19 protein-coding genes are annotated in these 21,382 nt (G+C 62.3%); 5 read left to right on the plus strand and 14 right to left on the minus strand.

Annotated elements, in window-relative coordinates; genetic code table 11:
* Window positions 1–91: 91 nt before the first annotated feature.
* Window positions 92–1,426: an MATE family efflux transporter gene (locus tag F2S13_RS16560; protein WP_166362674.1), complete on the minus strand. Its 1,335-nt coding sequence runs from the start codon at window positions 1,424–1,426 to the stop codon at window positions 92–94.
* A gap of 98 nt (window positions 1,427–1,524) precedes the next feature.
* On the opposite strand from F2S13_RS16560, the gene vapB reads away from it, so the two are divergent.
* The 3 genes from vapB to F2S13_RS16575 all read left to right on the plus strand — a co-directional run bounded on the left by vapB (window position 1,525) and on the right by F2S13_RS16575 (window position 7,169).
* Complete coding sequence (gene vapB / locus F2S13_RS16565; RefSeq protein WP_166362676.1) at window positions 1,525–1,755, plus strand: type II toxin-antitoxin system VapB family antitoxin; 231 nt, start codon at window positions 1,525–1,527, stop codon at window positions 1,753–1,755.
* Window positions 1,755–2,171, plus strand: coding sequence for a type II toxin-antitoxin system tRNA(fMet)-specific endonuclease VapC (gene vapC, locus F2S13_RS16570; protein WP_166362678.1), 417 nt, complete (start codon window positions 1,755–1,757; stop codon window positions 2,169–2,171). Before vapB ends, vapC begins: the two co-directional genes overlap by 1 nt.
* A gap of 87 nt (window positions 2,172–2,258) precedes the next feature.
* Entirely contained in the window at window positions 2,259–7,169 is a 4,911-nt protein-coding gene (locus F2S13_RS16575; RefSeq protein WP_166362680.1) for an alpha-2-macroglobulin family protein, read from the plus strand.
* Window positions 7,170–7,301: 132 nt separating this feature from the next.
* Here the strand turns inward: F2S13_RS16575 and F2S13_RS16580 are convergent, their stop codons facing one another.
* Window positions 7,302–7,595 (minus strand): hypothetical protein, encoded by a 294-nt coding sequence (locus F2S13_RS16580; protein ID WP_166362682.1) that lies wholly within the window; start codon window positions 7,593–7,595, stop codon window positions 7,302–7,304.
* Between the two features lie 59 nt (window positions 7,596–7,654).
* On the opposite strand from F2S13_RS16580, the gene pbpC reads away from it, so the two are divergent.
* Window positions 7,655–9,988 carry a peptidoglycan glycosyltransferase PbpC gene (gene pbpC / locus F2S13_RS16585; protein WP_343047504.1) on the plus strand — a complete coding sequence of 778 codons (2,334 nt, stop codon included), beginning with the start codon at window positions 7,655–7,657 and terminating at the stop codon, window positions 9,986–9,988.
* Between the two features lies 1 nt (window position 9,989).
* Here the strand turns inward: pbpC and F2S13_RS16590 are convergent, their stop codons facing one another.
* From F2S13_RS16590 to F2S13_RS16610, 5 genes are all read right to left on the minus strand, one after another.
* Window positions 9,990–10,442: a DMT family transporter gene (locus F2S13_RS16590; RefSeq protein WP_166362684.1), complete on the minus strand. Its 453-nt coding sequence runs from the start codon at window positions 10,440–10,442 to the stop codon at window positions 9,990–9,992.
* A gap of 85 nt (window positions 10,443–10,527) precedes the next feature.
* Complete coding sequence (locus tag F2S13_RS16595; RefSeq protein ID WP_166362686.1) at window positions 10,528–10,938, minus strand: response regulator; 411 nt, start codon at window positions 10,936–10,938, stop codon at window positions 10,528–10,530.
* Between the two features lie 63 nt (window positions 10,939–11,001).
* Window positions 11,002–11,193, minus strand: coding sequence for a Flp family type IVb pilin (locus tag F2S13_RS16600; protein ID WP_166362688.1), 192 nt, complete (start codon window positions 11,191–11,193; stop codon window positions 11,002–11,004).
* A 306-nt stretch (window positions 11,194–11,499) separates the two neighbouring features.
* Entirely contained in the window at window positions 11,500–12,285 is a 786-nt protein-coding gene (locus F2S13_RS16605) for a response regulator (RefSeq protein WP_166362690.1), read from the minus strand.
* A gap of 105 nt (window positions 12,286–12,390) precedes the next feature.
* Window positions 12,391–12,861 (minus strand): prepilin peptidase, encoded by a 471-nt coding sequence (locus F2S13_RS16610; protein ID WP_166362692.1) that lies wholly within the window; start codon window positions 12,859–12,861, stop codon window positions 12,391–12,393.
* Window positions 12,862–13,030: 169 nt separating this feature from the next.
* Between F2S13_RS16610 and F2S13_RS16615 the strand changes: the two genes are divergently transcribed.
* Window positions 13,031–15,745 carry a PAS domain-containing sensor histidine kinase gene (locus tag F2S13_RS16615; RefSeq protein WP_166362694.1) on the plus strand — a complete coding sequence of 905 codons (2,715 nt, stop codon included), beginning with the start codon at window positions 13,031–13,033 and terminating at the stop codon, window positions 15,743–15,745.
* 132 nt (window positions 15,746–15,877) lie between these two features.
* On the opposite strand, the gene F2S13_RS16620 is transcribed toward F2S13_RS16615, so the two are convergent.
* The 7 genes from F2S13_RS16620 to F2S13_RS16650 form a co-directional block, all read right to left on the minus strand.
* Window positions 15,878–16,444 (minus strand): DUF4136 domain-containing protein, encoded by a 567-nt coding sequence (locus F2S13_RS16620; RefSeq protein WP_166362696.1) that lies wholly within the window; start codon window positions 16,442–16,444, stop codon window positions 15,878–15,880.
* A 49-nt stretch (window positions 16,445–16,493) separates the two neighbouring features.
* Window positions 16,494–17,120, minus strand: coding sequence for a DUF4136 domain-containing protein (locus F2S13_RS16625; protein WP_166362698.1), 627 nt, complete (start codon window positions 17,118–17,120; stop codon window positions 16,494–16,496).
* Window positions 17,121–17,140: 20 nt separating this feature from the next.
* Complete coding sequence (locus F2S13_RS16630) at window positions 17,141–17,890, minus strand: methyltransferase (protein ID WP_166362700.1); 750 nt, start codon at window positions 17,888–17,890, stop codon at window positions 17,141–17,143.
* On the minus strand, window positions 17,887–18,192 hold the full coding sequence (locus F2S13_RS16635) for a MazG-like family protein (RefSeq protein WP_166362702.1): 306 nt from the start codon (window positions 18,190–18,192) through the stop codon (window positions 17,887–17,889). The genes F2S13_RS16630 and F2S13_RS16635 overlap by 4 nt, the downstream gene beginning before the upstream one ends.
* A gap of 158 nt (window positions 18,193–18,350) precedes the next feature.
* Window positions 18,351–18,728 (minus strand): DUF3077 domain-containing protein, encoded by a 378-nt coding sequence (locus tag F2S13_RS16640; RefSeq protein WP_166362704.1) that lies wholly within the window; start codon window positions 18,726–18,728, stop codon window positions 18,351–18,353.
* Window positions 18,729–19,158: 430 nt separating this feature from the next.
* Window positions 19,159–20,013 (minus strand): MaoC family dehydratase, encoded by an 855-nt coding sequence (locus F2S13_RS16645; RefSeq protein WP_166362706.1) that lies wholly within the window; start codon window positions 20,011–20,013, stop codon window positions 19,159–19,161.
* Window positions 20,014–20,015: 2 nt separating this feature from the next.
* On the minus strand, window positions 20,016–21,368 hold the full coding sequence (locus F2S13_RS16650) for a 3-oxoacyl-ACP reductase (protein WP_166362708.1): 1,353 nt from the start codon (window positions 21,366–21,368) through the stop codon (window positions 20,016–20,018).
* Between the last annotated feature and the right edge of the window lie 14 nt (window positions 21,369–21,382).

The following is a 21,382-nucleotide window of genomic DNA, read 5'->3' on the forward strand; positions in this document are numbered from 1 at the left end:
CAGCGCTAGACGCTCCAGCATCGACCTGCCACATTGCGACGCGGAGCGTCACCTGATGCATTCCCACGCGGAGCGTGGGAACGAGGTGAAGTCACAACCACGCATCCTGCCGCTGCAACCGCCTGGCAATCCCACCCAGCGTCACCGCACGCAACGCCATGAACAGCAGAAACCCCAGCCATAACCCATGATTGCCCAGCCCGGTCGCTGCATAGGCGAATGGCAAGGCTATGCCCACACTCAGCAACATCCCATTGCGCATTTCCCGAGCCCGCGTGGCGCCAATGAACAACCCGTCGAGCAAGTAGCTCCAGACTGCCACCAACGGCAATACCGCCAGATACGGCAAGTACTGGAATGCCGTCTCGCGCACGGCAGCGATGTTGGTCTGCATCTCGATAAACAAATGCCCGCCCAACAGAAACAGCACGGCGAAGGCCAGGCTCGCCAACAACGACCAACCACAGGCGACCGTCAACGAGCGGCGCAAGGCCTGCCGGTCGCGTGCGCCGATAGCGTGTCCGCACAGCGCTTCAACTGCATGGGCCAAGCCATCGAGGGCGTGCGCCGTCAGCAACAGTCCATTGAGCAGCAGGGCATTGGCTGCCACGGTGGCATCGCCCAGCCGTGCACCCTGGATGGTTATCAACAGGAACACCGCTTGCAGCGCCAGGCTGCGGATGAAGATATCGCGGTTGACGCCCAGCAATGGACGCCAGCTTTGCCAGCGACGCAATGCCGCCCACGCGACCTTGCCCGGGTAGGCGCGCAGGGCCGGACGAGTCATGGCCAGCCCGAGCAAGGCGGCTGTCCACTCCGCCACGACCGACGCCCGCGCCGAGCCGACCACACCCCATTCCAGTCCGATCACGAACCACAGGTTCAGGGCAATGTTCAGCAGATTGGTCGTGAGCAGAATCGCCAGCGGCGCGCGCGCGTTCTGGGTGCCGAGAAACCAGCCCACCAGAGCAAAGCTGGCCAGGGCCGCCGGCAGGCCGAACAGTCGCGTCTGGAAAAAGTCGTGGGTGGTTTGCTCGAGCGCGGCGGAGGGTTGCATCAGACTCAGTGCAGCATGGCTGAAGGGGATCGCCAATAGCCCGAGCAGCATTGAAAACAGCAACGCCAACAACAAACCCTGCAACAGAATCTGCCGTAACCCGGCACCATCGTTACGCCCGGCAGCCTGCGCGGCAAAGCCGGTCGAACCCATGCGCAAAAAGCCCATGGCCCAGGCCAGCAGGCTATACAGGCTGGCACCCACTGCCACCGCACCCAACTGGTGGGCGTGGGGCAGGTGGCCGATCACCGCGCTGTCGACCAGCGCCACCAGCGGCACGGAAATGTTCGAGAGGATCATCGGCGCGGCCAGCGCCCAGACTCGCCGGTGGGTAGGGCGGTCGTGCCAGTCGTTCAGCAGTTGGGACATGCAGGCTCCTGGTAAGGGGGTATGTATATCCCGTTGACATATACATTGGCGATACTACACTTGGACATACATTGGGTATATCCCAAATGAGGTGAATTATGGAACAAGGTGCAGTATTCAAAAGCAATCGCAGCCAGGCTATCCGTTTGCCCAAGGCGGTCGCATTACCCGACGATGTTACCCGGGTGGATGTAGTGGCAATAGGGCGAGCCCGACTCATCACTCCAGCCGGTGAGTCCTGGGATAGCTGGTTTGAGGGGGAGAGCGTGAGCGCCGATTTCATGTCCGAGCGTGAGCAGCCCGCCGATCAGGAACGTGAGATTTTTTGATGCTCAAATACATGCTCGATACCAACATCTGCATCTTCACCTTGAAGAACAAACCCCAGCAGGTTCGAGAGGCTTTTACCCGGCATCATGGCCAATTGTGCATCAGCACGATCACTCTGATGGAACTCATCTACGGTGCCGAGAAATCTGCAGCTCCGGAGAGAAACCTGGCTGTCATCGAAGGATTCGCTGCCAGGCTCGAGGTATTGAGCTATGACCGTCAGGCGGCAGCCCATAGCGGCCAACTCAGGGCAGAGCTGGCAAAGAATGGCAAGCCCATCGGCCCGTACGATCAGATGATTGCCGGGCACGCCAGGTCGTTAGGGCTGGTTCTGGTGACCAATAATCTAGCGGAGTTCAATCGAGTGGCGGGGTTGCGGGTGGAAGATTGGGTAAACCCGAATGCTGCCGTCTAAGAGCCATGGCCCCAGCCCGCTTTCCGGCCCACCCACCGATGTTGATATATAGTTCACCCCTTAGACATCGCTGCCAAAGAGTCTCCCATGCTGAACAAAGGATTGTTTCTGGCTTGTGCGCTTGCGTTGCTGAGCGCCTGTGATTCGTCCTCGCCGGACAAGCCGGCGCCTGCGTCCGCGCCGACCGAAAAGGTGGTAGCCAAGGAGGCCGTCAAGCCGCGACCGGTGCAGGATGTGGCGGTGCTGGGGCAGCGTTATGCCGGGCGTGAGCTGACGGTGGTGGATGTCTCGGAAGTGCAGCTCGAGGGAGCCAGTACCCTGTCCATTGCCTTTTCGGTGCCGCTGGACCCGGAGCAGAAATTCGCCGACAAGTTGCACCTGGTCGATACCGTCAATGGCAAGGTCGACGGCGCCTGGGAATTGTCGGACAACCTCATGGAACTGCGCCTGCGCCACCTGGAGCCCAAGCGCAAGCTGGTGCTGACGATCGATGCCGGGCTGCGCGCAGTCAACGGCAAGACACTGGACAAAGAGTCGGTCAGCCGTCTGGAAACCCGGGACCTGCAGCCGAGCATCGGTTTTGCCAGTCGCGGTTCGCTGTTGCCGACGCGTTTGGCCGAGGGCCTGCCGGTGATCGCGTTGAACGTCGACAAGGTCGATGTCGAATTCTTCCGCATCAAACCCCAGGCGCTACCGGCCTTCCTCAGCCAGTGGGGACGCAACAGCAGCCTGCAAGCCTATGAGTCCAAGGACCTGCTGCCAATGGCCGAGCTGGTCTACGGCGGGCGCTTTGATCTCAACCCGGTTCGCAACACTCGCGAAACCCTGCTGCTGCCCATCAGCGGGTTGAAGCCATTGCAGCAACCCGGCGTCTACCTGGCTGTGATGCGCGCCGCAGGGACCTACAACTATTCGCAGCCTGCGACCTTGTTCACCCTCAGTGACATCGGTGTTTCGGTGCACCGCTATCAGAATCGCCTGGACGTATTCACCCAGGCGCTCGAAGGCGGCAAGGCCCTGGAAGGGGTCAACCTGGAAGTGCTCGATGTCGATGGCCGAGTGCTTGCCCAGGGCAAGACCGAGGGTGGCGGCCATGCACAACTGGCGCTGCCGCCCAAGGCCGATGTGCTGTTGGCGCAACAGGGCGAGCAGACCAGCCTGCTGCGTCTGAACAGCGCCGCGCTGGATCTGGCCGAGTTCAACATCGCCGGCCCCAGAGCGCACCCGCTGCAATTTTTCGTGTTCGGTCCTCGTGATCTCTATCGGCCGGGTGAAACCGTGCTGCTCAATGCCTTGCTGCGCGACAACGATGGCCGTGCGGTCAAGCCGCAGCCGGTGACGGTGGAAGTGCGGCGTCCCGATGAACAGGTCAGCCGCAAGTTCGTCTGGCAGGCCGACGCTTCCGGGCTGTATCAGTATCAATTGCAACTGGCTGCCGAGTCGCCCACCGGGCGTTGGCAGTTGCAGTTCGACCTGGGGGATGGCAAGCCGCAGCTGTATGAATTCCTGGTCGAAGACTTCCTCCCCGAGCGTCTGGCGCTGGAGCTCAAGGGCAGTGAAGCTCCGATCGCGCCGGGCGACACGGCCCATATCAAGGTCAATGGCCGTTACTTGTACGGCGCGCCGGCCTCGGGCAATCGCCTGAGTGGTCAGGTGTACGTGCGTCCGTTGCGCGAAGCGGTCACGGCCTTGCCGGGGTATCAATTCGGCTCGGTCACGGAAGACGAATTGAGCCAGGACCTGGAGCTCGACGAGACGGTGCTTGATGCTGCCGGTGAGACCACCATTGCCATAGAAAGCAAATGGGCCCAGGCACGTTCGCCATTGAATCTGATCGTCCAGGCCAGTCTGCAGGAGTCCGGCGGGCGCCCCATCACCCGTCGTTTCACCCAGCCTGTGTGGCCAGCCGAGCGCTTGCCGGGTCTGCGCGGTCTGTTCGAGGGCCAGGAAACCGACGGCGATGCACCGGTCGAATTCGAAGTGCTGGTCGCCGACAACCAGGGCCACAAGCTGGCTGCCGAGAACCTCAAGGTCCGTCTGGTGCGCGAACGTCGCGACTACTACTGGAACTACTCGCAGAGCGATGGCTGGAGCTACAACTTCAACGAGAAGTACCTGACCCTGAATGAAGAAACCCTCAACATCGCCGAGGGCGGGACGGCGAAGATCAGCTTTCCGGTAGAGTGGGGCCCGTACCGCGTCGAGGTCGAGGACCCGAAGACCGGCATCGTCAGCAGCCTGCGCTTCTGGGCCGGTTACCGCGCCCAGGACAACGCCGAAGGCGGTGCGGTGCGGCCCGACCAGGTCAAGCTGGCGCTGGACAAGCCTGCATACGCCGATGGCGACACCGCCAACGTGACGGTCACGCCCCCGGCGGCAGGCAAGGGCTACTTGCTGGTCGAATCCAGCGAAGGGCCGCTATGGTGGCAGGAAATCGACGTGCCGGCCGAGGGTAAAAGCTACGCGATCAAGCTCGACCCCAAATGGACGCGGCATGATCTGTATGTCAGCGCGCTGGTGATCCGCCCCGGCGAGCGCAAGGCCAACATCACGCCCAAGCGCGCGGTCGGCGTCCTGCACCTGCCCTTGGACCGGGCGCAACGCAAGCTGGCCGTGACTGTGACGGCACCGGAAAAGATGCGACCCAAGCAACCGCTGACGGTCAAGCTGCAGGCACGCAATGCCGACGGCAGCGTGCCGAAGCAGGTGCAGGTACTGCTGGCCGCCGTGGACGTGGGCATTCTCAACATCACCGAATACCCCACGCCCGACCCGTTCTCCAGCCTGTTCGGGCGCAAGGCCTATGGCGCCGACCAACTGGATATCTACGGTCAGTTGATCGAAGCCGGGCAGGCCCGCCTGGCCAGCCTGGCCTTCGGTGGCGATGCGGCCCTGGCCAAGGGCGGCAAGCGCCCGGACACCAGCGTGACCATCGTGGCGCTGCAGAGTGCGCCAGTGACCCTCAACGAGCAGGGTGAAGGCGAGGCCAGCGTCAACATTCCAGACTTCAACGGTGAACTGAGGCTGATGGCACAGGCCTGGACCGACGAGCGCTACGGCATGGCCGAAGGCAAGAGCGTGGTTGCCGCGCCGCTGATTGCCGAACTGTCGGCACCACGCTTCCTGGCCGGAGGCGACCAGACCCGATTGGCACTGGACCTGTCGAACCTGTCCGGCCAGGCACAAAACCTCAGTGTGCAGGTTACCGCTGAAGGACAACTCAGCCTGCTCGGCATGGCTGAGCAAAACCTGTCGTTGGCCCAGGGGCAGCGTACGACCTTGCAGATTCCGGTACAGGCCCAGGGTGGTTTCGGCCAGGGCCGGATCAAGGTCACGGTGCAGGGCCTCGACTTGCCTGGCGAGTCCTTGCCGGCCTTTACCCGCGAATGGACCCTGGGCGTGCGTCCGGCCTATCCGGCATTGCTCAAGCACTATCGCGCGGTCCTCAAGGACCAGGCCTGGCAGTTGCCTGATGGCGAGCTGGAGGTGTTCGAACCCGCGGGTCGCGAGGCCTTGCTGGCCCTGTCGAGCCGGCCGCCATTGAATCTTGGTGAGCAGATCCGTGCGCTCAAGGCCTATCCCTATGGCTGCCTGGAACAAACGGCCAGCGGACTGTACCCCTCGCTCTATGCCGACGCGGCAACGCTTGAACGCCTGGGCCTGGAGGGCGAAGCGCCGAGCGAACGCCAGCGCAAGATCGAGCTGGGCATCGAGCGCTTGCTCAGCATGCAGCGCTACAACGGCAGCTTCGGCTTGTGGGGCGCGGACGGCGAGGAAGAGTATTGGCTGACGGCCTACGTCACCGACTTCCTGCTGCGTGCTCGCGAACAAGGCTACGCCGTGCCGGCCGAGGCGCTGAAGAAGGCCAGCGAACGCTTGCTGCGCTACCTGCAGGAACGCAACCTGATCGAGGTCAACTACAGCGAAGACATCGAACATACGCGCTTTGCCGTACAGGCCTACGCCGGACTGGTATTGGCCCGCAGCCAACAAGCACCCTTGGGGGCGCTGCGCAGCCTGTTCGAGCGCCGCACCGATGCCCGCTCCGGCTTGCCGCTGGTACAGCTGGCGATCGCTCTGGAGAAAATGGGCGACAAGCCGCGTGCTGATCAAGCGCTGCAGGCCGGGCTTGCAGCTTCACGTCAGAGCAAGGCCTGGTTGGCCGACTATGGCAGCCCGCTTCGCGATCAGGCGATGATCCTGGCCTTGCTGGAAGAAAACGACCTGGCGACGGACAAGCGCGAGGAACGCCTGTTCGAACTCTCCGATCAATTGGCAGCCAGCCAGTGGCTCTCGACCCAGGAGCGCAACGCGTTGTTCCTTGCCGGTCGTGGTCTGCTCGGCAAACCCGAGGTGCAATGGACCGCACAACTCAATGCCAACGGCCAGATCCGCGAGTTGAGCACCGCGCATCCGGGGTTCAAGCTCGAAGGGCCGTTGCTGGCTGCGCCGCTCACGATCCGCAATGAGGCCAGCGAGCCGCTTTATCAACAATTGACGGTGTCCGGTTATCCCCGCCATGCGCCTGCCGCTGGCGGCGAGAACTTGAGCATTCGCCGCGAATACCTGGGCATGAATGGCCAGGCGCTCGACCTCAAGGCCGTCAAGAGTGGCGATCTGGTGCTGGTGCACCTGGCCGTGAAGGCCAAGCAACGGGTACCCGATGCGCTGGTGGTGGATTTGCTGCCGGCAGGCCTTGAACTGGAAAACCAGAACCTGGCGCAAAGCGCGGCCAGCCTGGAAAACGCCAGCAGCAAGGTCAAGGAATGGCGCGAGTCGATGCAGAACGCCAGTCTCCTGCACCAGGAATACCGCGATGATCGTTATGTGGCGGCGTTGAAGCTCGATGGCTATGGCACTACGCATCTGCTGTATCTGGCGCGGGCGGTGACGCCGGGCAGTTATCGGGTGCCGCCGCCGCAGGTCGAGTCGATGTATCGGCCCGATTGGCAGGCAGTGGGGGAGACGCCGGGGGAGATGGTGGTCAGGGGACGGTGATTTGACCGTAAGAATTTGAAGGTCCTGCGGACCTTATCGCTGGCAAGCCAGCTCCCACAGGGTATGTGCACCGTCGGCCTCTGTGGGAGCTGGCTTGCCAGCGATTCGACCGCGCAGCGGTCGCATACGGATTCAATGAATAATCCAGCTCAACACCCACAACCCCACCAGCATCCAGATCACCCCGACAATGAGCGATGCCTGCATGAAAGCCCTGATCGCCCAGTACAACAGCATCAGCCCGAGGATCAACGCAACGATGCTGATCAGTGATGTATCCATGCCCAGCGTACGCGAAAGCCCTTCGACAAAATTGCCACCGGCGTTGCCCAGCAGGTTGGACAATCCACTCAGGGCTTCGACGATAAAGCGGATAACCGCACCCACCGCCTGCCCGAGCCACTCGAAAAAGCTTTCAACATGCATAGTGTGATCCTGATTTCGGCAAATTCCCGGGCCAAGCATAAAGGGCTTTGGCCTTGAATATCAGCCCGTTGGCCAAACGTTACGCGGGTGTCTCTGGCGCAATGCTGGGGTTGCTTGCGCTGTTGTGGCTGGCAGACCGGATCTGGCCGCTGCCACTGCCGGGCGACGATCTCGCCCGGGTGGTGTTGGCCGAGGACGGCACGCCCTTGTGGCGCTTCGCCGATGCCGAGGGCGTCTGGCGTTATCCGGTGACCGTCGAGCAGGTTTCGCCTTACTACCTGCAGGCACTGCTGACCTACGAAGACCGCTGGTTCTACCAGCACGCCGGGGTCAACCCGCTGGCATTGGCGCGGGCCGCCTGGCAGAACCTCAGCGGTGGACGGGTGCTTTCGGGAGGCAGCACCTTGTCAATGCAAGTGGCGCGCTTGCTCGACCCGCACTCGCGAACACTGGCCGGCAAGCTGCGCCAGTTGTGGCGAACGGGGCAGCTGGAATGGCACCTGTCCAAGCAGCAGATTCTTGAAATCTACCTCAACCGGGCACCGTTCGGCGGTACATTGCAGGGGGTGGCGGCGGCAAGTTGGGCCTATCTGGGCAAGTCGCCGATGCAGTTGACGCCAGCCGAAGCCGCCATGCTGGCGGTACTGCCTCAGGCACCGAGCCGATTGCGTCCGGATCGTCATCGGCAGCGGGCGCAGGTGGCCCGGGACAAGGTCTTGCAGCGGCTGGCGGATTACCGGGTCTGGCCGCAACAAACCGTGACCGAGGCGCGCCAGGAACCCTTGTTGTTGGCTCCGCGCCAGGAGCCATCACTGGCTCCCTTGCTGGCGCGGCGGCTGAACGGTCGGGATAGCCCGCCGTTGATCCGCACCACCCTCGATGCCGCGCTGCAACGGCGCCTGGAGGATCTGTTGCTGGGCTGGCGGGCGAAGCTGCCGGAGCGAACCTCGGCGGCGATCATCGTCGTCGAGGCACAGAACATGGCCGTGCGCGCCTATCTGGGTTCGGTCGATTTCAACGATGAACGCCGGTTCGGTCACGTCGACATGATCAGCGCCCTGCGTTCGCCCGGCTCCACGCTCAAGCCCTTTCTCTATGGCATGGCTCTGGACGCCGGCCTGATCCATTCCGAGTCGTTGCTGCAGGATGTGCCGCGCCGATATGGCGACTATCGACCGGGCAACTTCTCGGCCGGTTTCATTGGCGCCGTGCCGGCCAGCTCGGCGTTGGCAATGTCGCTGAACCTCCCGGCCGTGCAATTGCTCGAGGCCTTCGGGCCCAAGCGCTTTGCCGCACAGATGCGCAGCGGGGGCATTCCCTTGACGCTGCCGAATCTGGCCGAGCCCAACCTGTCGATGATCCTCGGTGGCGTCGGCAGCCGCCTGGAAGATCTGGTCAGTGGTTACAGTGCTTTTGCCCGTGACGGCAAGAGTGCCAACCTGCGCCTGCAACCCCAGGATCAACTCCGCGAACGGCGCCTGTTGTCGCCCGGCGCAGCCTGGATCGTGCGGCGAATTCTGAGTGGTCAGGCACGCCCGGACCGCGATCCCCATGCCGAACTGGTACAACGCCCGGTGCTGGCCTGGAAGACTGGTACCAGCTATGGATTTCGTGATGCCTGGTCGATCGGCGTCGGGCCGCGTTACCTGATCGGTATCTGGATCGGTCGCCCCGACGGCACGCCGGTGCCGGGTCAATTCGGCCTGGCCTCGGCGGCGCCGTTGATGCTGCAGGTTCACGATGTGCTGACCAACCGTGACAGCCAGCGCGGCATCGTCGCACCGGTGCAGGCGGTACCGGCGAATGTTGGCGTCGCCGCAATTTGCTGGCCGCTGGGGCAACCCATGGACCGGCACGACCCCAATTGCCGGCGCCAGCGTTTCGCCTGGACCCTGGACGGCACTACGCCGCCCACCCTGCTGGCGCAGGATCAACCCTTGAGTGTCGGTTTGCTGGAGAAGGTCTGGGTCAATGACCAGGGTTTGCGCGTAGATGCCCATTGCCCAGGTGCTACGGCTCGGGACATTGCCTTGTGGCCCGCACCTCTGGAGCCCTGGTTGCCGCGCGTCGAACGGCGCGAATCGCGCCTGCCGCCCAGTGACCCGAGCTGCCCACCACAAGTCCCCGCGGCCACGTCGCCCTTGTCGATCGTTGGTGTGCGCGAGGGTGACCGGCTACGGCGTCCGGCCGCCAGCGTCGAGGCATTGCGGATCAAGCTGTCTGCCTTGGGCGGCAGTGGCCGTCGCTGGTGGTTTCTCAACGGCGCACCCTTGGGTGAAACCTTGAGCCAGGACAGCCTGGGGACGAGTTTTGATCAGGTCGGCCGTTTTCAGCTCAGTGTGCTCGACGAAAGCGGGCAGACAGCCCGCATCGAATTCGAAGTAATCGATTGACTCAACTGCGGCGGATCATCCACACACCACCCAGAATCAGCAACAGCCCGGCGATCTTGCCCAGGCTGGCCGGTGCTTCGCGAAAGCCTGCCCAGCCAAAGTGATCGAGGGTCATTGCCATCGCCAACTGCCCGGCCAGGACCAGCGCCATGAACAGCATCGCGCCGATGCGCGGCCCGGCGAAGGCCGCCACTGTGATGAAAAAAGCGCCGAGCAGGCCACCGCTCCAGTGCCACCAGGTCAGCCCCTTGAGGGCCGAGAAGGACGGCATCTCCCGTTGCAGCGCCACCAGGGTCAGCAATGCCACCGTACCCACCGCGAAGGAAATCAACGCAGCGGCCAGCACGCTTGAAACACTCTTGGCCAACTGGCCGTTGATACCCGCTTGCAAGGGCAGGAAGGCGCCCGCGATAAGGGGCAGGCATAACAGCCACCAGGCAGCAGGGGCGGGCATGGCAATCTCCAATCAATAATGGGGTGCCATTATAGCCGTCTGCGCCGGGGTTGTTACCGGATGTGTTGATCGGTCGGTCAGATTCTCATGGCGCGACGAGATGCAGGCGCCGTTGCGGAAACAGGTTTTCCAGGGTTTCCAGCAGGCGAACGTGATAGATGGGCTTGCGGAACAAGTCGAGCACCTGCAGGCGCAGCATGTCGCTGACATCCTCCATGTCGGCATGACCGGAGGTGACGATGACCGGCAGATGCTGGCGTGCGGTGTGTTCGCGCAGGCGCCTGATCAGCGAAATGCCGCTTTCTTCCGGCATGCGCAGATCGGTGATCACCAGGGCGACGTCGGGGTGAAGCGTCAGTTGCTGCAGGGCGAGCTTGACTGATCTTGCCGTCAGGCAAATGAAGCCTTCGCCCTCCAGGAGTTCGGCGAGTTCAAACAGGGCATCCTCTTCATCGTCCACCAAAAGCAATTGCTGGCGTGGGAGAGAGACAGGCATGGTTTGTACCTATTCAGCATTAGGAACGATGTGTTGTGAGGGGGCGCGCTGGGTGAAAATTCGCTACGGTTTCACGTCTTCAACAGCGTCGGCGACTTTCTGGAAGGCATTGTTTACGGCGTGTTTGACAGTTGGTACAGCTCCAAGAAGGACTGTCGCCACAATCGCAGCAAGAATCGTGTATTCAATACCGGAAGCAGCATCCTTGTTATATACGAAATGTTTGATTTTCTTCAGGAAAGTGGTCGGAGACATCGTACTGCTCCTTGCGCTGAGGGTGCTGATGCGACGGGTTTACTGGGTGATAACCCTTTGCCACTACAGCATTGTCGCCAACCCTCAGACCAACAAGTGTAAGAAAGCAGTATTACTAAAGTTATATAGTTTCTGTCGGCGTCAATAACCCGTTGATCAAGGCGCCGCTGGAAAATGGAGGAATTTTTCGCTGACAAGCCCATAGAGCTTAAATGCAGCTCACAGATATTTGAATCGACACAAATATTGTGGGAGCGGGCTTGCCCGCGATAGCCTCACCACGGAGCACCAGACAAACCGCTCACCTCAATGCGTCAGCTGCCGCTGCCGCAACCCCGATGTACTCGGCGCCAACGCCAACGCCAGCTGCGTCCGGTTATGCATGTGCGTCAGGCGCAGCACCTGCGACACATACAGCTTGACGGTATTCTCGGTAATGCCCAGTTCGCAGGCAATCTGATAGTTGGTCTGGCCCTTGCCGACCAGGCGTGCCACTTCGTGTTGGCGGGGTGAGAGCTGGCTGAGGATGGCGGGAGTTTCCTCTGCCTCTTCGGCCTGTTGCACGTCGGCTGATGAGGGCGTGATTACAGGCTGCCCCCGCGCCTTATTCAGGTCTTGATACAGATCGTCGATCGATTCTGCCAGGCATTGCAGCTTCTGGTTCAGATCACCGAGGTGCTGGAAACATTTCTGCCGTTCTTCAATCACCGCCTCCTGGCGTTGCACGCCTTCGAGCAGTTCATTGAGATCGACCGGTTTCTGGTAGTAATCGGCGAAGCCCTCGCGCAGCGCCCGGATCACATCCTGTTTGTCGGCCCGCCCGGTGAGCATGATCGCCTCGAAAGCTCGATGCTTGCCGGCGACCCTCTTGAGTTCCTGGACCAGTTCGATGCCGTTGAGCCCGGGCATGTGCATGTCGCAGAGCACCAGGGTGATTTCATCGTCGTCGTTGAAATGCTCGATGGCCTGCTGGCTGGAATGACAAGGCACGCAACGGTACCCGCTGGCTCCAAGGAATTCGCACAGCTCTTCGACGACAATGGGTTGATCATCAACAATCAGCAGCTTTGAAGGTGACGCTAGCGTATCCACTCGCAACTCCCTGCTTGCCAAGCCAATTGGTGGCAGTTCCTCTATTCAGGCCTAAAAGTAGACGCACTTTCAGGCGCTGTACATAGAGGAAAGTCCCTGAAGCGACTAATTGACCCACAAAAGGGCAATGAAAAAACCGGCCAGCAAGAAGGGGGCGAATGGCTGTTTTTTTGACGAATCGCCATTGAGTTGCAGCAGATAGGTTTTAAACCTTTGACTTACATGCGCGACCAGCCAACTGCTGCTCATCAGCCACAGCACTGTCACCAGGCCTGCACCGATGATCGTCCCGAGGATGTGCATCCGATCGGTGGCCAATGCCAATGCACCGAGCAGCTTCACATCGCCGGCACCCAATTGGCCGTAGACGTAGCCAGGCATCGACAACAGGATGACGATTGCCAGGGCCCAGCCCCCTTCAGTGGCATCGGCACCCAGCCAGGTATGCCCGGTCAGGAACAGGTAGATGAGTGCGCAGACCGCACCGCCCAGGGTCAGTTCGTTGGCGATCTGCCGTTGACGGACATCCTGTTCGGCGCATAACGCGAGCCATAGCAGCAGGACGAGGCTTTGCATTTGTAAAAAACATCCCTTTTCGATGAATGATTCTATGCTGGTACACAGGTATTACTGTCAGGGTAGACGCGAACATGGAAGCAGGCCTCCCCACTCGGCAAAAAGGTGCAACGGCGATCAAGTCAACGCGCTTGCCGGACACCCTGCACGCCGAAGCGAGTCTGCAGCTTTGAGTGGCGGCGAAACGCTGTTCAGCCGCTGGCGTGGCCGCAGCACACCGCACCTGACCGAGGCCTCGGAACCGCTGGTGCTGCCGGCCGTGGGCCTGCAGATCCTGATGGATGACCAGGCCCGTGTTCTGCGTCTGGCCGGCCCGTTGCGGCCGGCCCTGGCATTGCCCACCCAAAGCGGTGCGACCCTGATCGATTACGTCCAGCCCCAGAGTCGCTTGAGCCTCGAAGGGCAGCCCGGCGACTGGCAGCACCAGACCCTGGACCTGGACTTCAAGGGCCCGGCCGGTCAGACGCTGCATACCCGTGGCTGGCTGCTGCAATGGCCGGGCGGCTGGATGCTGCAGATGTTCGATGTCGGCGACCTGATACAAGAGCGCCGCCAGGCCCGCAGCCAGGAGCAGAATCAACGCCTGGCCCGAGACATCAATGCCCAGCTGCGCCAGTGCGATCCGGCGCGGCTGTCGACCGTGACGAGCGATCAACTGCAGGCACTGGCACAGCGCTGGCGCTTGTCGCGGGTGGCGTTGCTGCTGCGTAACGGGCAAGGTTGGCAAACCTTCGCCGAGGCCCAGGGCAATGCCTTTCAGGGGCTCTGGCCTTGTGACGCGCGCTTGAGTCGCGAACTGCACAAATGTGAGCAGGGGCAGGTTCTGTGCTCCAGCCAGCACCCGGAACTGCAACGACTGTTTGGCAGCTGCGCCGTGTTATTGCTGCCCTATTGCAGCGACGGTGCCGTACAGGCCTGGATGCTTTGCGCCACTGCCGCCGGCCAACCGCTGGACTTGCTGCTCGAGCGCGATGGCGAACCCTTGCTGACGGCGCTGGCGGAACCTTTGCTGAGCCGTCTGGCCGAGCAGCAGCATCAGCATCAGCTGCAGCGCCTGGAGGCCTTGCAAGGGCTGCTCGATACGGGGTGGTGGGAGTATCAGGCCGAGGGCGAGCAGGTAGTGCTGGCACCGTCGCTGGCACTGACGTTGGGGCTCGAGACCAGCACGCTGACCTTGCAGGCCTTCCTCGACTTGATCCACCCGGCCGACCGCGAAGAACTGCACACGGGAATGCGTGCACTTGAGCAGCACGACACACCGCTGCTGCAATGCGTACGCCTGTATCAATCAGGCCTGGCGTCGCTTTGGTGCCGTATCTCCGGGCAGGCGCTGGGCAAGGGGGCCGCGCGGCGGGTGATCGGCTTCCTCCTCGATATCAGCGACATCAAAATCCAGCAGCAACAGGCAGCCGCTGCCCATGCCCGGCTGGACAACCTCATCGCCAGCTCACCGGCGATCATCTACGTACAGCGCTATGAGGAAGGTGCGCTGCGTCCGGACTTTTTCAGCGCCAGTCTGCAGCCGCTGCTGGGCTGGACCCGGGAGCAATGCCAGCAGGCCGAGCTGTCCCAGTGGGTGCACCCCGATGACCGCGCGGCCTTTTTCGAGCGCTCGCGCGTGCTCTTGCGCGAAGGCCAGGTGCGTAGCCGCTATCGCCTGCAGGACAGCCGCGGCGATTACCATTGGCTGCTCGATGAGGCGCGCCTGTTGCGCAATGACCTCGGCTTACCCGTTGAAGCCGTCGGGCTGTGGCTGGATGTCACCGAGGCCACTCAGACCGCCGAACAGGTACGTCAGAGCGAGGAACGCTACCGCATTCTGGTGGAAAGCTCGCCGGCGATGATCTGTCGCTATCGGCCGGACCTGACCCTGACCTTCGGCAACCGGCCGCTGGCCGCCTACCTGGAATGCACGCCGCAGGAACTGCCCGGTATCAACCTGGGCAGCTGGTTGTCGCCGGAGCAACATCAGGCATTCGTCGAGCGTATCGCTGGCTTGACCCCCGAGCAGCCGGTCAGCACGGCAGAGATCGCCCTGCTACTGCCCGGTCGCGAACATGCGTGGTGGATCTGGTCCGATCGTGGCGTGTTCGATGAAGCCGGTCAGTTGCTCGAAGTGCAGGCCGTGGGCCGCGACAACACCGACGTGCGCCGCACTCAACAGCAGCTGACCCAGAGCGCGAAGATGGCCACCCTGGGGGAGATGGCAGCCGGGCTCGCCCATGAGATCAACCAGCCACTCAATGTCATGCGCATGGCCATCGTCAACATGCTCAAGCGCTTGGGCAACGGCGATGTGCAGATCGATTACCTGCAAGACAAGCTCAACCGTATCGATGCCCAGGTCCAGCGGGCGGCGCGGGTGGTCGATCATATGCGGGTGTTTGGCCGACGCTCTGAAATCGAACAGCAATTGTTCGATCCGAAACAGGCCGTGGAGGGCACCTTGTCGCTACTGTCCGAAGGCCTGCGCGGCAAGGGCGTGGAACTGCGCGTGGCGGATCTGCAGACGCAGCTCCAGGTGCGCGGGCATGTGGATCAACTCGAGCAAGTGCTGATCAACCTGCTGGTCAACGCCCGTGATGCCTTGCTCTCCAGGCGCGAAGGCAATCGCGACTTCCAGCCCTGGATCGCGCTGAGCATCGAGCATGACAGCGCTTCGGTTCGCGTGCTGGTCGAGGATAACGGCGGTGGCATCGACCCGCGCCTGCTGGAGCGGATATTCGAGCCGTTTTTCACCACCAAGCCTATTGGTGTGGGCACAGGGCTTGGGTTGTCGGTGAGCTACGGGATCATCGACAACATGGGCGGGTGTTTGAGTGTGAGCAATGCCCGGGAGGGGGCTCGGTTTTGTATCGAGCTGCCGGTTCAGATCGCCAGTTGAGTCCGTTCGGCACCACAGCTGAGGTTTGCGCCGACGTCGACAGGTCGATGCCGAGCGTACGCCAGTGTAGTCAAGGCTCGCGCAAAATGATGGCCAGTCGCCTTCGTGGCGACTGGAGAGTGCTTTTAGAGGTTAATTGAGCTTGGGAGGGTAGTAGGACAGCACCTTGGCTACGGTCTGCTGGATCGCAGTGCTGCGTTCGTTCGGGTCTGGCGGGTAGTTGCTCAAGATGTGCTCGGCGCTGCCGCGCCAGACCAGCTTGCCGTCGTGGCCATCGAGCATGTCGACCTGAATCGTGGCGACCTTGTAGTCATAGGTGCGGGTTTCGTAGTACGTCGGGCCACCCCAATAGTTGCCCCACATACCGTACCCATAGCCACCGTAGCCGGTGGTGTACTGTTGCTGACGGTTTTCCACGATGAAATAGGTTTGAATATTGAGGTCGCCCTTGCTGGACGCCTGGGCCGGGCGCAGGCCGCGTTGGTCCAGCTGTTCGCTGACTGCCTGGCGGATCCGCTGCTCGGTCAGGTCGCTCTTGATCCGCGGATCGTCCGGGCGGTATTGCAGGGCGGGCTCTTTCCATGTCCAGCTGCGGTAGGCGGCGAAATCGCGGCTGGCATCGTAGTCCTGATTGACTTTGGTGGTCTCGCAGGCGCTGAGCAGAATGGCCAGTGAGAGTAAACCGAGACGGCGGAACATGATGGGTCTCCGGTTGAGTTTACGCACGGGCAGCTGCAAAAAATCTGCCCTAACTAGGAGGATACGCCGTCAGCGCCTTTTGAACAGCGTCGCGTAAAGCGTTGTTACGCTCGCTGATACTGCCCTGGCTACTGGTCTCGGCGCTGGCGCTCCAGACCGGTTGGCCGCTGCTGCCATCGAACAGATTGATGTGTACCACCATGACTTGAACGGTGTAGGTACGCACCACCGGGACGCTGCCATACACGCCGTAACCATTGCCATAGTGGTTATAGGGGCCATAGCGATCGTAACCGTAGCCGCCGTAGGCTCCGTAATAATCGGTGACTTGCTGCAAGCGCGTTTCCAGGCGCATGTCGGCAGCGACGTGCAGGTCAGCTGGCGCGTTGCCGCGGGCCGGTCGCAAACCCCGTTGGTCCAGCGCGTTGCTCACGGCTTCGGCGACCTGCGCCGAGTCGATCAACTCGCTGCCCGCGGGCAACTGGCCGTTGAGCCAGGCCCAATTGCGGTAATGGGCGTAGTCGCGCTGTGGCGCCGGGTAAGCGCTGGCGTCGAACGTGTTGGCGGCCTGGGGTGGTGCGGGCGGTAGCGGGTTGGAAACGGCGGTGTAGGGGTTGGGGCTCTGGCAGGCGGCCAGGCCCAGCAACGACAGGCCCAGCATCATACGGCGTAGCATTTTCTTCTCCATGGGCCTGTTCAGGCCGGGCGGCAAATCCAGTGCAGGTAGCGCCCCAGGCCGGCATAGGCCGGGTGGCGGCGGTGCGCCAGCTCCATTTCCAGCAGGTCCAGCAGTTCGGCCTTGGCCTGGAACTCGAGGGGCATATAGTCATGAAACACCCGGACGCCACTCTGGGTCTCGACCGTCCAGTAACCCTCAAGTTGCGCTTGCAAATCCCGTGGATCAAGCGGCATTTGCGGCGTCAGGCTCTGCTTTTCACCGGCCAGCGTGTTCTTGCGCAGCTTGCGGAAATGGCCCTTGAGCAGGTTGCGGAACACCAGTGCATCGCGGTTGTAGAAGGCCAGTGACAGCCAGCCGTTCGGTGCGGTCAGTTGGTGCAGTACCGGCAGGATGGCATGGGGTTCGGCCAGCCATTCGAGCACGGCATGGCATAGCACCAGGTCATAGGGTTCGGTCAGTTGCCCGAGCAATTCCTGCCACGGCGCCTGAATGAACGTCGCTTGCTGTCCGGCGGCGGCAAAACGCTCGCGAGCCCCGGCAAGCATCGGTTCGGCGGGTTCGGCCAGGGTCACCTGATGGCCGCGCTCGGCCAGCCACAGCGACATATGGCCCAGCCCCGCGCCAATATCCAGCACCCGCAATGGGCGATCCGGCAGGGCTTCGGCCAGGTCCGCCTGCAGCACCGCCAGGCGAATGGCACCCTTGGCGCCGCCGTAGATTTTTTCGGCGAAGCGGGTCGCCAGCTCATCGAAGTGACGATCGTTCATCGGGCAAAGCGCCTTTCGCTGTCGGCCAGTTTGCTGCGCACGACCTGTTCCATATCCAGGCCCAGTTCGCTGCACAACAACAGCAGGTAAAGGACCACATCGCCGACTTCCTGGCCGGCATGTTCCAGCTGTTCGGTAGACAACTGCCGGGACTGGTCCTCACTGAGCCACTGGAAAATCTCCACCAGCTCGGCCATCTCCACACTGGCGGCCATGGCCAGGTTCTTAGGGCTGTGAAAGCCGCGCCAGTCGTTGGTGTCGCGGATGCGGTGCAGGCGTTGGGTGAGTTCGTCGAGGTTCATGCGGGGGTCTCCTGAAGGTGTATAGCTTCAGGGGGTTGGGCGTTTGGTGCAAGCTTGAAGGTCCTTCGGACCTTATCGCGGGCAAGCCCGCTCCCACAGAGGTCGGCGTTGCACATACCCTGTGGGAGCTGGCTTGCCAGCGATGAGGCCGGTATTGCCTACCGGGATCTATCGTGCCCCTCCAACAACGCCTCCACCACCGCCCGGGCCATTTCCACCGAATGCGTCATGGCCCCGATCAGCCCCCGCTCCACGCCACTGCCTTGCTCGCTGATTTCATCGGCGATCTGTTCGGCACAAAGCAGCAGCAACGAAACATGCGCGAGAGCGTCCGCAGCATCGACCCCTTCGCGCACGGCGAACAGCGGGTATGGCCAGCCGTCCTGGCCGCCGAAGGTGGCGATGCCGGTGGCATTCAGGGTGTCGAGGAGGTCTTTTTCGGGGATGCCGTCGTTGATGGCTTTGATGAGGGTTTTGTTGGTGAGTTTGAGGAGGGTGAGTATGGATTGGGGTGGGTCGGGTACGAGTTTTTTCATATTGAGAGTCCTGTGGGGGATTAATAAGGACTGCCAACCTTGCTTCCACGCATGAGGGAGGCAGCTGCACGCAGGTGTGGAAGACCGGGCCACAGAACACCCCGGCGCACCCGAAGGTACCCCGCGTACAGCTGCCATAAAATGGAGAGCTGCTGTGTTCTATGGTCTGGGCGGACTTCCACATCCGTACCGCTGATTTCAGCGGTCGGGGCAGACTAGCCTCAAGGATTCACAGGCACAAGCAGCACAATGGCAAAAGGGATTTTCTCGGAAATTTCCTACAAATAACAGCAAAATTGTGCAAAGTTTGTATGCAGGTCCTTCGGGCCTTATCGCTGGCAAGCCAGCTCCCACAGTGAATGGTGTGATGCCATAGATACCCTGTGGGAGCTGGCTTGCCAGCGATCGACCGCAAAGCGGTCGCCATCAATCATGTAACCGGCGCCCAACTCCCGGTCATATGCACCAACTCCCCATGCCCCTCCAACCGCAACTGCCCACTGGGCTTGGCCGAGCTCGCCAACAGCACCACCTCGCTGGGCAGCCGCACCGGCTTGTGAAACTGCACCGCAATCTCATACCCCGCCATCGGCCAATGCTCACGCAACGCCGCCATGGTCATGGCTTTCAACCACATGCCATGGGCAATCGCCTGGGGGAAACCGAACAAGCGCGCCGTGGTGGCGCTCAGGTGGATCGGGTTGTAGTCGCCGCTGACCCTGGCGTACCGCCGGCCCGCTTCATTGCCGGCGTACCAGCGCCGCGCTTCGACCAGCGGCAGTTCAGCCGGCAGCACCTGCGCAGGTACCTCGCCAGGCACTTGGGCGCCGCGACAGAGCAGGGTGCTGGTCTCTTCCCACAGCGGGCCGAGCCCATCATCGACCTGGGTGATCATGTCGAAGGTCGCCCCCTTGTCATGGGGCAGCAGGTTCTCCACGTGCACACTGATGCGTACGCTGCTCAGACCGCCCAGCGGGCGCAACACGCGTATGCGGTTGTGCAGGTGCACCAGGCCGAGCAGGGGAAACGGAAAGCCGTCTTCGGTTAGCAACTTCATCTGCAGGGCGAAGGCCATCACATGAGGGTAGGTCGGCGGCAACAGGCTGCTTTCGCCGAACAGGCAGATTTTGCGGTAGTTGACCAGCCGCTCGGTGTCGACATTTACCCGGCACCGCAAACCCGTTTCGGGGAGTACCTTGCCGGTGATCTTGCGGTGCAGGGCGGCTTTGCCATACAGCCCGGAGAGGGGCGGCTCGCTGGAGAGTTCGTGCCATTGAATGGGCATGTTCAGGCCCCCATCACGGCTTGGCCGCACACCCGCAGCACTTGCCCATTGACCGCGCCGGAGCCTGGCTGGCTGAGCCAGGCGACGGCTTCAGCCACGTCCTGGGGCAGGCCGCCCTGGCCCAGGGAGCTCATGCGTCGGCCGGCTTCGCGCATGGCGAAGGGGATGGCGGCGGTCATGCGGGTTTCGATGAAGCCCGGCGCCACGGCGGCGATGCTGGCTCCGCGTTCGGCCATTTTCGGCGCCCAGGCCTGGGCCAGCCCGATCAGGCCGGCCTTGCTCGCAGCGTAGTTCGACTGTCCACGGTTGCCGGCGATACCGCTGATCGAGGCCAGCAGAATGACGCGTCCGTTGTCTTGCAGGGTGTGGCTGTCGAACAGTGCCTGGGTCAGCAGCTGCGGCGCCTTGAGGTTGACGGCGAGCACCGAGTCCCAGAATTCCGGTGTCATGTTGGCCAAGGTCTTGTCGCGGGTGATGCCGGCGTTGTGGACGACGATGTCGATGCCGTCGGGCAGTGCTGCGATCAATTGCGCGGCGGCATCTTCGGCACAGATGTCCAGGGTCAAGGCGCGCCCGCCGAGGCGTGCGGCGAGTGCTTCGAGATCGGACTTGGCCGGTGGCACATCCAGCAACACCACTTCGGCACCGTCACGGGCCAGGGTTTCGGCGATGGCCGCACCGATGCCGCGCGCCGCGCCGGTGACCAGCGCCTTACGCCCTGCCAGTGGCCGGGTCCAGTCCTGAACCCGGCTGGCGCAGGCATTGAGGTGCAGCACCTGACCCGATACGAAGGCGCTTTTAGGGGACAGGAAAAACCGCAACGCACCTTCGAGTTGGTCTTCGGCGTCCTCGGCGACATACAACAATTGCAAGGTCCCGCCCTCGCGCAACTCCTTGGCCAGCGAGCGGCTGAACCCCTCGAGCGCACGTTGGGCGACGCCGGCGAGTGGGTCTTCGAAGCATTGCGGTGCGCGCCCGAGAATCACCACATGGGCACTGGGCGCCAGGCTTCTGAGCAGGGGCTGGAAGAATTCGCGCAGCCGTTTGAGTTCGTCGATATCGGTGATCTCGCTGGCATCGAACAGCACGGCCTTGAGCTTGGTCCCCAGACCCGGGACCCAGGCCGTTGCACTCAGGTCTTCGCTGGCAAAGCTGTACACCTGATCGGTCAACCGGTTGGCGAACTCGGCGACCTTCGCTGCGAGCGGTCCCCCGCCGAGCAGCAGAGGCCCTTCGATTGGTCGCAGGCGGCCAGCCTGCCAACGTTCCAGGCGTGCCGGGGTCGGCAGGCCGACGGCGCCGACCAGGCGGCGGCCGATGTCAGAGTTGGCGAAGTTGATATAGCGATCAGACATGGAGCGCTCTCCGG

The sequence above is a fragment of the Pseudomonas akapageensis genome (genome assembly GCF_011355085.1).
Lineage (GTDB): Bacteria > Pseudomonadota > Gammaproteobacteria > Pseudomonadales > Pseudomonadaceae > Aquipseudomonas > Aquipseudomonas akapageensis.